General features: G+C 66.5%; 5 protein-coding genes. 3 read left to right on the top strand and 2 right to left on the bottom strand.

Annotated elements, in window-relative coordinates; genetic code table 11:
- Nucleotides 1–491: 491 nt before the first annotated feature.
- The 3 genes from ACLP25_RS03055 to ACLP25_RS03045 all read left to right on the top strand — a co-directional run bounded on the left by ACLP25_RS03055 (nucleotide 492) and on the right by ACLP25_RS03045 (nucleotide 1,561).
- Nucleotides 492–767, top strand: coding sequence for a PepSY domain-containing protein (locus ACLP25_RS03055; protein ID WP_442467758.1), 276 nt, complete (start codon nucleotides 492–494; stop codon nucleotides 765–767).
- Nucleotides 768–779: 12 nt separating this feature from the next.
- Nucleotides 780–1,223 carry a cytochrome b/b6 domain-containing protein gene (locus ACLP25_RS03050; RefSeq protein WP_442467757.1) on the top strand — a complete coding sequence of 148 codons (444 nt, stop codon included), beginning with the start codon at nucleotides 780–782 and terminating at the stop codon, nucleotides 1,221–1,223.
- Between the two features lie 110 nt (nucleotides 1,224–1,333).
- Nucleotides 1,334–1,561, top strand: a complete 228-nt coding sequence (locus ACLP25_RS03045; RefSeq protein ID WP_442467756.1) for a hypothetical protein — start codon at nucleotides 1,334–1,336, stop codon at nucleotides 1,559–1,561.
- A 6-nt stretch (nucleotides 1,562–1,567) separates the two neighbouring features.
- Here the strand turns inward: ACLP25_RS03045 and ACLP25_RS03040 are convergent, their stop codons facing one another.
- Together ACLP25_RS03040 and ACLP25_RS03035 are read right to left on the bottom strand one after the other, a co-directional pair.
- Nucleotides 1,568–2,938 (bottom strand): sensor histidine kinase, encoded by a 1,371-nt coding sequence (locus ACLP25_RS03040; protein ID WP_442467755.1) that lies wholly within the window; start codon nucleotides 2,936–2,938, stop codon nucleotides 1,568–1,570.
- Nucleotides 2,916–3,599, bottom strand: coding sequence for a response regulator transcription factor (locus ACLP25_RS03035; protein ID WP_442467754.1), 684 nt, complete (start codon nucleotides 3,597–3,599; stop codon nucleotides 2,916–2,918). The genes ACLP25_RS03040 and ACLP25_RS03035 overlap by 23 nt, the downstream gene beginning before the upstream one ends.
- Nucleotides 3,600–3,736 lie beyond the last annotated feature (137 nt).

Raw genomic sequence — 3,736 nt, 5'->3', positions numbered from 1 at the left:
AGGCGACGCTCGGCTTCCTACGCCAAGACGTACCCAAGCGATGGCGCGAATTTCGAAGCGCCGTCACCGACAATTTCCGCATCATAAACCCCAGGGAATTTCGGGTCGTGGGGTAAACAGGGTATAGATAATTGGTTGGCCCTGGCGGACTCGACCGCGACGATGGCATCTCTGCTCCCTTGGCGTTTCGCCATCGTCAACCATTGAAGCGGCGCGCGCGGAGCCTGCGCAGGCCATGGTCGTTCCACAAAATGCAACAATGTATCCCTGCGCCCGCTACGCCCGCGCGCGCTCCGACATCACATTTCCCGTCCCGCAGCGGCCGCGCAGGCTTCGCTGACCTCGCTCAAGGTCGGCGGCTAGCCAGAACCACGAGACATTGGCGATCCGTAATCTGAACAACGCAAATCCGACGGGTTGGGACGCGATTTCGAACGGCGACGCGAAGGACGGGCTGCCGCCCTCGCGACCCTCGAAACTTGGAGATCCTAATGAAGTTGTTCAGCGCCTTGACCGTTATCGCAATCGCCGCCGCCGGCCCGGCTCTCGCCGAAGGCAAATGCGCGACCGGGCCAAAGTCGAAGTGGCAGCCGAAGTCGGCGCTCGAGACGCAGCTTCAGGCCGACGGCTACAAGGTGCGCCAGATCAAGGTCGAGGGCGGGTGCTACGAGGTCTACGCCACCGACAGGGACGGCAAGCGCGCCAACATGGCCTACAACGCCGAGACGCTCGAGAAGCTCGACAACGCCGAGGCCGGCGAAAACTGAAAGCGGCGGGTCATGATCCGCGTTTGGGACCCCTTCGTCCGGGCCTTTCATTGGGCGCTCGTAGCGAGCTTCGCGGTCGCCTGGTTAAGCTCCGAAAACTGGGAGCGCCTGCATGACGCCGCAGGCTACGCCGCGGGCGCGCTCGTGGCGCTGCGAATCGTTTGGGGCTTCGTCGGCCCGCGCTATGCGCGCTTCGCCCAGTTCGTGCGGTCGCCGGACACGGTGATTGGCTATCTACGGGCGATCAAGGGCGGTTCTGAGCGACGCTACATCGGCCACAATCCGGCGGGCGGGGCGATGATCGTCGTCCTGCTCGTCGCGATGGCGGCGACGGCGGTCAGTGGCTGGCTCATGACGACCGACGCCTTCTGGGGCTCGACGGTCCTGCAGCATGTCCATTCGGCTCTCTGGCGCACGGCGTGCTCGCGCTGGTGGTCCTTCACGTCGGCGGCGTAGCGCTTGCGAGCCTGCGCCATCGCGAGAATCTGGCTCGCGCAATGGTGGTCGGCGTCAAGCGGGCCGCCGGGCCCGGCGACGTGGCCTGACGGTATCTATTTGAGGGGGTCATGACGGAGACACAAGAGCACGGCGCGCCGTTCTTCTTCGCCACGGACGAGCCGCCGACGGCGGCCGCGATCGACGACGATATCTACCTCACCGTGACGACCGCGGTCCCGGACTTTCCCGGCAAGGTCGAGGCGATCGATATCGTCCTCACGGTCGAATACGCCAAAGCGGTCATCGCCCAGCTTTCCACCGCGGTCATCGCGGCGCGCCAGAAAGAATCGGGCTGATCGGCTTCACTCCTCTTCGACCGCCGTCGCGAGCGTGACGCGCAGCCCGGGGCCATTGTCGGAAGCCCGGCAGTCGAGGCCGTGCAGGTCGGCGATCGCGGCGACGAGCGCGAGACCGAGGCCGGTTCCGGAAGAGCGCTGCGCCGCGCCGGCCCGATAGAAGCGCTGAAAGATCGCCGCCATGTCCCCGGGCGCGACGCCCGGGCCGTTGTCGGAGACCGATAACGCGATCCCCGCCGGGGTCCGCTCGCCTCCGACCTCGATCCGGACCCCGGCCGGCGTATGGCGCAAGGCGTTGTCGATCAAGTTTGCGATCATCTGCACGAGGAGTTCCTTGTCGCCGGCGATCGCAAGCGGCGCGTCGAGGCGCAGAAGAAGTGTCTTGCCTTCGTCTTCGGCGGCCGGCGCGAACGCCTCGGCCACCTCTCGCGCCACGCCCCCAAGGTCGAGCGGGCGGAACGCCGCCCGCCGCGCGCCGGCCTCGACCTGACCGATCCGGAGCAGGGCGTTGAAGGTGTCGAGCACTCCCTCGACGTCGCCGATCGCCGCGTTCATCGCGTCGCGCGCCGCGCCGGACGAGGTGTCGTCGCGCGCCGCTTCGAGTCGGCGCAGCACGCCCGCCAGGGGCTTGCGCAGATCGTGCGCGATATCGGCGCTGACCTGCTTGTTCGCCTGCAAGAGCTTTTCGATGCGGTCGAACAGCCGGTTGAAGGTCCGCGCAAGCGCGGTCAGGTCGTCGTCGGTGCGGCTCAGCGGAATGCGCCGGCTCCAGTCGCCGGCCATGAGGCGACGCGCGGTCTGCCGCATCGAATCGATGCGGCCGAGGAACTGAGCGCTCAGCCACAATCCGCCGATCGTCCCCAGAGCGAGGGTGGCCGCGACTGCCCAGCCGAGGGCCGTGAGCACGCCTTTCAGGATCGTATCCGAGCGTCGCAGCTCGTCGCCGACGATGAGGATCGAGCCGTCGCCAAGCGGCGTGGCGAGCGAGCGGATGACCTCCGGCTTGGATTCGGCAGGCTCTTCGCCGTCGCCTTCCTGCGACTCCCTCCAGCCGTCGGCGCGGGCGCCTGCGGCCGGAACGCGCAACTCTCCGGCGACTGGCTTGCCGTCGGGTCCCACGAGGCCATAGGAGAAGCCGGCGCCGCCCGAACCGCGCGCCTCGATGATTCCGGCGAGCCGTTCGCGGCCGCCTTCCGCGAAGTCGCTCTTCAGAGCGTCGGTTTCCTCGACGATGCGCTCGTCGAAATCGCTAAGAATTTCGCGTCGGACGGAGATGTATACGAAAGCGCCCAGCGCCAACGCCGAGGCGGTGAACAGCGCCAGATAGAGGAGGGCCAGCCGGAAGCTGGCCGTCCTAATCAGCCGGATGCGAAGCACGCAACGAATATCCCGCGCCCCGCACGGTCTGGATGAGCGAGGGGCCGCCACCATCGATCTTGGTGCGCAAACGGCTGATGTGCGTCTCGACGATGTTGGTCTTCGGATCGAAATGGTACTCCCAGACCTGTTCGAGCAGCATCTTACGGGTGACGACCCGGCCCTCCGCACGCATGAGAAACTCGAGCAGCCGGAATTCGCGCGGCTGAAGGTCGATCGCCTCTCTGCCCCGGCGCACGCAGCGGGCGACGAGGTCCATTTCGAGATCGCCGGCCTTGAGCAGGGTCTGCGACGCCCCCAAAGTCGGACGGCGGGCGAGCGCGGTCAGGCGCGCCATCAGTTCCTCGAAGGCGAAGGGCTTCACGAGATAGTCGTCCCCACCGGCTTCGAGTCCGTCGACCCGGTCGTCGATACCGGACAGGTTGGTGAGAAAGAGCACGGGCGTCGAGACGCCGTCCTTACGCATCAGGGCGACGACGCCGAGACCGTCGAGTTTCGGCAGCATGCGGTCGAGCACGATGACGTCGAAGCGATTGGCGCTTGCGCGCTCATAGCCTTCCCGGCCGTCGCGCGCGACGGTCGGCTCATGTCCTCGTGCAGCAAGGCCCGCCGCGATGAACCCGGCGGTTCCCTCGTCGTCCTCGACCACAAGAATCTTCATGCCGCCGAATTATACCCGGACTCATTGAGGGGGCGAAAAGGGGCTTGCGTCGGAAGGGTTTTCGGATTCGGCTGGAGGCATGATTCGCGGCGGGTTTCTTTCGCCTCGCCAGCGCGCTGAATTGCTGACGCTGCTGC

This window comes from Roseiarcus sp., assembly GCF_052145395.1.
GTDB lineage: Bacteria > Pseudomonadota > Alphaproteobacteria > Rhizobiales > Beijerinckiaceae > Roseiarcus.
This window is presented reverse-complemented; position numbering and strand designations above follow the sequence as displayed.

What these genes read in the sequence shown, in the direction of transcription:
- ACLP25_RS03055 (WP_442467758.1), top strand. Translation starts at nt 492, where the DNA reads ATGAAGTTGTTCAGCGCCTTGACCGTTATCGCAATCGCCGCCGCCGGC.
- ACLP25_RS03050 (WP_442467757.1), top strand. Translation starts at nt 780, where the DNA reads ATGATCCGCGTTTGGGACCCCTTCGTCCGGGCCTTTCATTGGGCGCTC.
- ACLP25_RS03045 (WP_442467756.1), top strand. Translation starts at nt 1,334, where the DNA reads ATGACGGAGACACAAGAGCACGGCGCGCCGTTCTTCTTCGCCACGGAC.
- ACLP25_RS03035 (WP_442467754.1), bottom strand. Translation starts at nt 3,599, where the DNA reads ATGAAGATTCTTGTGGTCGAGGACGACGAGGGAACCGCCGGGTTCATC.